This is a genomic window from Herbaspirillum sp. UBA812, assembly GCF_002296545.1.
GTDB lineage: Bacteria > Pseudomonadota > Gammaproteobacteria > Burkholderiales > Burkholderiaceae_D > Herbaspirillum > Herbaspirillum huttiense.
In genome coordinates this window covers 1,052-5,943 of the sequence record NZ_DBIC01000388.1, presented here as the reverse complement: position 1 = coordinate 5,943, position 4,892 = coordinate 1,052, and the positions used below count along the sequence as shown (strand labels likewise).

The 4,892-nt window shown below is 63.8% G+C and carries 4 protein-coding genes and 1 riboswitch; of the genes, 2 read left to right on the top strand and 2 right to left on the bottom strand.

What is annotated here, in order from left to right:
• Positions 1 to 623: TonB-dependent receptor plug domain-containing protein (locus tag B3873_RS25545; protein ID WP_286869905.1), on the bottom strand; the 623-nt coding region annotated here is incomplete at its 3' end.
• An 80-nt stretch (positions 624 to 703) separates the two neighbouring features.
• Positions 704 to 980, bottom strand: a riboswitch (cobalamin riboswitch).
• Between the two features lie 499 nt (positions 981 to 1,479).
• On the opposite strand from B3873_RS25545, the gene B3873_RS25540 reads away from it, so the two are divergent.
• The gene (locus B3873_RS25540) at positions 1,480 to 2,229 is read left to right on the top strand and encodes a protein phosphatase CheZ (protein WP_039784897.1); all 750 of its coding nucleotides are present in this window, start codon (positions 1,480 to 1,482) and stop codon (positions 2,227 to 2,229) included.
• Entirely contained in the window at positions 2,229 to 4,142 is a 1,914-nt protein-coding gene (locus B3873_RS25535; RefSeq protein ID WP_286869903.1) for a chemotaxis protein CheA, read from the top strand. The genes B3873_RS25540 and B3873_RS25535 overlap by 1 nt, the downstream gene beginning before the upstream one ends.
• A gap of 99 nt (positions 4,143 to 4,241) precedes the next feature.
• Here B3873_RS25535 and B3873_RS25530 read toward each other — a convergent pair.
• Positions 4,242 to 4,892: LysR substrate-binding domain-containing protein (locus tag B3873_RS25530; protein WP_286869901.1), on the bottom strand; the 651-nt coding region annotated here is incomplete at its 5' end.

Sequence of the window (4,892 nt, the reverse complement as noted above, 5' to 3'; positions counted from 1 at the left end):
ATGGACATGTTGTCCCAGCCGCGCGAAACCGCTGCCCGGCCGGCGCGCTGACCGTTGCTGCCGACTTCGCCGATCACGGTTCCGCGCACGGTATTGGCCTGCGGGCGGCGCGTGATGATCTGGATGGTGCCGCCGGTAGCGCCGCTGCCATACAGCACGCTGCTGCCGCCGCGCACGATCTCGATGCGCTCGATGGTCTCGATGGGGATCGCCGACAGCAGTGGCGTGGCCAGTTCATTCTCGGAAATACGCACGCCATCGACCAGCACCACCATGTTCTGGTCGCCATTGGTGCCGAAGCCGCGCAGGTCCAGCGGGAAGTCGCGCGGGCCGGACAGGCTCTGGCGCCCGTAGACGCCGCCCAGCTTGCGGATGGCTTCGTTGGCGTTGTCGATGCCGGCTTCGCGGATCTGCTCGGCGGTGATGACGGTGGCAGCGACCGGCGGGAATGCCGGATCATTGGGGAAGCGTGAGGCCGAGACCACTACCGCCGACAGCGGCTGGCTGGTATCGGCGGCGTGGGTCGACGCAGCGAAAGCTGAAAGAATCAGCGCACTGGCAGTGCGCAGGGCAATACGGGGGCGAGGACCGCCACAGCGGGCCTGGAAATAAGCGATATGCATGAAAAATCAGGTCAAGAATCTGTGCAGCCAGCCTCCCCGCGGGCCGCAATCAACGGAAAACCGCACCAGTATTGGTTGTGCGGGCTCCTCCTGTTCTGGCCGGTCTCCGGACTGCAGGCATGACCATCGGCCTTCCCATGTGGCGAAGTGAACGTTCGCGCAAAAACACAGTGGCGTGGAAGAGGTCTCGCCGGCGAGACGCAACGCATCGTCACATCGTCGCCGGCACCTGGTTACCGTTGCGGGGGCAGTACACCTTGGCTGACCGCCCTGCTGGCTGCAGGCGGCCTGGCGCGTGTTTCCCGTTTAACTGCCGGCGAGGACACGCCGACGGGCACCAAAACCGCGCCATTGTAGGCGTGCAGCGTACACGCCACAAGCCGCAGCACCCAGGTGATGTAAATCAGCACAAGCGGGACAGCCGCAATTGCTTTCAGGAAAAAGCCGGATAAAATCCATCCTCAGCAGTGATATATAGAAAAAATTCGATTTTTCTATCAAAAAACATTTGAATCGCGGTTCTTGCCAATTTTTTGTGGTGGGGCCGAAAAATTGAAACAAATGGGGGATTTCACTCGCTGTTTGGCCGATGAGATCACGCCAAGCGGTCCTATACTCGGCGCCATGGCATCGTCGACCGGCGGACCCTTGCGGGGTCGGCCGGCCTCACTGTCATCCTGAACGTTGTCGTGGTCTGCGGGCCTTCAGAGACTGCCTCTGGCTGCCGATATCTGTCTGATATCGGGGCGGTGGTAGTGGCTGTGCCTCCCGGAACGACGCATTAGATCCGCCTACGGGCAACTTTGCACAGCAGTGCGCCGACGAGCGCACACCTTTGTTGGGAGAATCAGTAATCATGAGCGACGACGTTGATCTGGAAGCATTGTTTGACGAAATTTCCTCGCAGACGCTACCGGGCATGACTGCCGAACCGGCTACCGCTGCCGCCGCCCCCGCCGCCGCCGGCACCGAAGAAGCGGCTGCAGGCGAACAGGAGGACCAGAGCGACAAGCCCATGTACGAACGCCTGGGCGGTATCGTGCGCCTGCTGCACGACTCCATGCGCGAACTCGGCTACGACCGTTCGCTGACCGACGTGGCCGAGCAGATCGGCGACGCCCAGAGCCGTCTGGAACACATCGCCACCCTCACCGAGCAGGCCGCCAACAAGGTGCTCAATGCATTGGACTCCGGCATGCCGGCCCAGGACCGCCTGCAGGAGCAAGCCAAGGACATCAACGCGCGCTGGACCAAGCTGTATGCCGGCCAGATGAACATCGAGGAATTCAAGGCACTCGCGGGCGACTCGCAGAAGTTCTCCAATTCGGTGATGGAATCGACCGAGGCGGAAAAGGCGCGCATGCTGGAAATCATGATGGCCCAGGACTTCCAGGACATCACCGGCCAGCTGATCAAGAAGATCGTGGGCATCACCGCCGCCGCCGAGCGCGAACTGGCGCAATTGCTGCGCGACAACGCGCCGCCGGAAGTCAAGGCGCAGATCGATGCAGACAAACCGGCAACCCTGATGAATGGCCCCTCCGTGGGAGGCACCGCCATGGCGCAGGACGACGTGGACGACTTACTCGATAGCCTGGGGTTCTAATGGATGACGAAATGCTCAAGGATTTTGTCGTTGAAGCGTTGGATCTCGCCACCAACGTGGAAGAGCACCTGCTGACGCTGGAACGACATCCTGATGACCTTGAAATCCTCAACGCGGTCTTCCGCGCATTCCACACCATCAAGGGTGGCGCCGGGTTCGTGAACCTGCCGGCCATGGTGTCGGCCTGCCACCTGACCGAAAACCTGTTCGATGCGCTGCGCACCGGCAAAGCCCCGGTTACGCCGCTGGCCATCGAGGCGGCGCTGCAAGCCAGCGGCTTCGTGGCCGACCAGTTGACCGAATTGTCCAACGGTGCCGCACCCGACAGCCTGGCCTCGATGCCCGCCGAACTGAAGGACATCCTGACCCAGGCCATCGAAGGCAAGAGCGAATCCGCTCCGGCTCCAGCCCCGGCTGCAGCAGCGCCTGCTCCGGCAGCCGCAGCACCGGTGGCTGCGCCCGCGGCTGCCGCCCCGGTCGCCGCCGCCAGCGTCGATGGCAGTGCCAGCGTGATGAAAAATGGCGAACTGGACTGGCCCGCCCTCTACCAGGCCGTGGTGCCCGGTGCGGCTGCCGCGCCGGTCGCGGAGGGTAGCGCCGAGGCGGCCCCGGTGGCGGCCGCTGCAGCGGCACCCGTGGCTGCCGCTGCAGCCGCACCCGCCGCCGATGGCGAGCCCAAGGCGGCCGCCCCGGCGCAGCAGAATCGTCGCGCCACCGATTCCCCTGGCGGAGCCAAGGAAGAAAGCATCCGTATCGATGCCGTCAAGCTGGACGCCCTGCTGGAAGTGGCTGGAGAATCGGTGCAGGCCGCCAACCAGGCTGCCGTGCTGCTGGAAAAGCTGCAGCAGTTCAAGTTCGAAGGGACCGCTGCGGCGCTCATGTCGACCCTGGCCGAAACCCTGGGCCGCGCCTCGCGTTACTCCAGCGAACTGCAACGTGCCACGCTGTCCACGCGCATGCAGCCGGTCGGCCGCCTGTTCCAGAAGTTCCCCCGACTGGTGCGCGAACTGGCCAAGGACCTGGGCAAGGACGTGGACCTGGTCATCACCGGTGCCGAAACCGAAGTCGACCGCGTGGTGGTGGACAGCCTCTACGACCCGCTGGTGCACATGCTGCGCAACTCGCTGGACCACGGTATCGAAGTGGACCGCGCCGCCGCCGGCAAGCCCAACAAGGCGACCATCTCGCTCAACGCCTGGCAGGCCGGCAGCAGCGTCATGATCGAAGTCTTCGATGACGGCAAGGGCATGGACCCGGACATGCTGCGCAACAAGGCGCTGGCCAAGGGCCTGATCAACGAACACCAGGCGCTGACCTCCGACGAAGCCTTGCAGCTGGTGTTCCTGCCCGGTTTCTCGACCAAGGAAGTGGCCTCCAGCGTCTCCGGACGCGGCGTGGGCATGGACGTGGTCAAGACGGCGGTGGAAAAGCATCGCGGCACCATCCGCATCGAATCCACCATCGGCAAGGGCACCAAGTTCTCGATCCGCCTGCCCATCGAACTGTCGATCATCCCGACCATGCTGGTGCGCTGCGCCGGTGCTCCGCTGGCCCTGCCGATGGCGGTGGTGGAGCGCGTGGTCGAGCTGCCGGAAACCTTCGACGAAGTCGGTGGCGCCCCGGTGCTGCGCGACCAGGGCCGTCCGCTGCCGGTCAATTCGCTGGCCGGCGTGCTGGGCTACGAGCCGGGCAATGAGCGAGTGGGTATCGTCATGGCGGTTCCCCACCCCTACATCCTGGGCGTGGAATCGGTGGAAGGCACGGCCGATCTCGTGATCAAGCCGCTGACCGCGATCCACACTGCCGGCATCACCGGTACGGCCCGTTCGGCCGAAGGTGAACTGGTGCTGGTGGTGGGCCTGTCCTTCCTGCTGGATGGCTGCCGCGACCTGGAGCGCACGGCGGTGGCATAAGATTGCCGCCAAGCGCTGCAAACGCAAACGGCCGGATCTGCAAGGATCCGGCCGTTTTGTTTCAGGCCTGGCGCACTGCCCGGCGCCGGGCCTTACGCCTTAAAGTTCATACATGTCCTTCTCGCCTTCCATGACCTGCGCAATCAGCTTGCGATTGAGGGTCGGGGCCAGCAATTCGATGAAGGTATAGACATATCCCCGCAAATACGCGCCTTGCTTCAAGGCCACGCGCGAGACATTGGTGCCGAACAGGTGGCCAGCCGGAATGGCCCGCAGGCCACGGTCGCGCTCGGCATCGAAGGCGATGCCGGCGATGATGCCCACACCCATGCCCAGCTCCACGTAGGTCTTGATGACGTCGGCATCGATGGCTTCCAGCACCACGTCAGGCTTCAACTGGCGCAGCGAGAAGGCATGGTCGATCTTGCTGCGGCCGCTGAAGGCGGAATCGTAGGTAATCAGGGGATTGCCGGCAATCTCTTCCAGGGTCAGGCTTCTGGACTGCAGCAAGGGGTGATCCGGCGGAACCACCACCACGTGCTCCCACTGATAACAAGGCAGCGAGACCAGGCCCTCGCCTGAAGCCAGCGCTTCAGTAGCGATGGCAATGTCCGCCTGGTCGTTGCGCACCATCTCGGTGATTTGCTTGGGGTTGCCCTGCAGCAAGGAAAGATGCACTTTCGGATACTTCTGGGTGAAGGCCTGCACCACCTTGGGCAGCGCATAGCGCGCCTGGGTGTGGGTGGTGGC

Bases quoted from the DNA above. Each gene is read 5' to 3' on its own strand.
- B3873_RS25540 (WP_039784897.1), top strand. From the start codon at position 1,480: ATGAGCGACGACGTTGATCTGGAAGCATTGTTTGACGAAATTTCCTCG.
- B3873_RS25535 (WP_286869903.1), top strand. From the start codon at position 2,229: ATGGATGACGAAATGCTCAAGGATTTTGTCGTTGAAGCGTTGGATCTC.